General features: G+C 68.2%; 1 protein-coding gene and 1 pseudogene. Both read left to right on the forward strand.

Annotated features, from left to right (window positions below; all coding sequences use genetic code 11):
• A pseudogene (locus JCM9942_RS15125) lies at nt 1-1,426 on the forward strand (GspE/PulE family protein); the annotation flags it as partial.
• Nucleotides 1,423-1,784: glutamine amidotransferase-related protein (locus JCM9942_RS15130; protein WP_172675149.1), on the forward strand; the 362-nt coding region annotated here is incomplete at its 3' end. The pseudogene JCM9942_RS15125 and the gene JCM9942_RS15130, both read left to right, overlap by 4 nt.

The following is a 1,784-nucleotide window of genomic DNA, read 5'->3' on the forward strand; positions in this document are numbered from 1 at the left end:
AGCGCGTGCTGGTGGCCACGTCCGAGCCGATGGCGCGCGACTGGGTGCCGGACCTGCAGCACCTGAGCCGGCGCCGGATCGAGGTGGTACTGGTCAATCCGCTGGACCTGCACCGCTACTCGATGGAATTCTTCGGCGTCACCCGCTCGGTGCGCGGCGCCCGCGGCGATGCCCGCGATGGCGGCAACGGCAGCGCGCTGCCCAGTTTCGAGCAGCTGGTGGAACTGGGCCGCACCGGTGACGTCACCGCCGACGACCACCACATCGTCAGCATCGTCGACTGGCTGCTGCAGTACGCCTACGAACAGCGCGCCAGCGATATCCACCTGGAACCGCGGCGCGACATGGGCCGGGTGCGTTTCCGTATCGACGGCGTGCTGCACAAGGTGTTCGAGGTGCCACCGTCGGTGATGACCGCGGTGGTCAGCCGCATCAAGGTGCTCGGACGCATGGATCTGGCCGACGCCGGCGTCCGCAGGACGGCCGCATCAAGACCCGCTCGCCGGGCGGACGCGAGGTGGAGATGCGCCTGTCGACGATGCCCACCGCCTTCGGCGAGAAGTGCGTGATGCGCATCTTCGACCCGGACTCGGCGTTCAAGAGCATCGAGCAGCTGGGCTTCAGCCCCGAGGAGGCCGCCGGCTGGAACGAACTGGTGGCACGTCCGCACGGCATCGTGCTGGTCACCGGGCCGACCGGTTCGGGCAAGACCACCACCCTGTATTCCACGCTCAAGCGGCTGGCCACGCCGGAGGTGAACGTGTGCACGGTGGAGGACCCGATCGAGATGATCGCGCCGGAATTCAACCAGATGCAGGTGCAGACCAACATCGACCTGGACTTCGCCACCGGGGTGCGCACGCTGCTGCGCCAGGACCCGGACATCATCATGATCGGCGAGATCCGCGACCTGGATACCGCGCACATGGCGGTGCAGGCCTCGCTGACCGGGCATCTGGTGCTCTCCACCCTGCATACCAACGACGCGCCCTCGGCCATCACCCGCCTGCTGGATCTGGGCGTGCCGCATTACCTGATCGCTTCCACCGTCAACGGCGTGCTGGCGCAACGGCTGGTGCGCACCCTGTGCCCGCACTGCAAGATCCCCGACATGCTCACCGATGCCGACTGGGCACCGCTGCGTGATGCCCATGAGGCATTACCTGATGTCGTCACCGCATATGCACCGGTCGGTTGCCTGGAGTGCCGGCACACCGGCTACCTGGGCCGGATCGGCCTGTATGAGCTGCTGCCACTGGGTTCGCGGCTGCGCGCGCTGATCACCCGCGACATGGACCTGGCCGGATTCAGCCGTGCCGCACGGGGGGAAGGACTGCGCACCCTGCGCCGCACCGGGCTTGAAAAGGTGGCCGCCGGGCTGACTACAATCGAGGAAGTCCTGTCCGTACTGCCGCCCTCGGAATGAAGCCCCAGCCGTTTTTAATCCTCGAAACCGGGCAACCGTTCCCGACCCTGCGCCGCTATGGCCGCTTCCCGCACTGGATCCGCGTCGCCGCCGGGCTGGAGCAAGCCGAGACGGTGGTGGTCAATGTCGAACGCGGCGAACCCCTGCCCGGGCGCGACGGATTCGCCGCCACCATCGTCACCGGCTCGGCCGCCTTCGTCACCGACCGCGCCGACTGGAGCGAACGCAGCGCGCACTGGTTGCGCGAGGCCGCCCACGGCGGCATGCCGCTGCTGGGCATCTGCTACGGCCACCAGCTGCTGGCCCATGCGCTGGGCGGCCAGATCGACTACAACCCGGCCGGGCGCGAATCGGGCAC

This window comes from Stenotrophomonas pictorum JCM 9942 (assembly GCF_001310775.1).
GTDB lineage: Bacteria > Pseudomonadota > Gammaproteobacteria > Xanthomonadales > Xanthomonadaceae > Stenotrophomonas > Stenotrophomonas pictorum.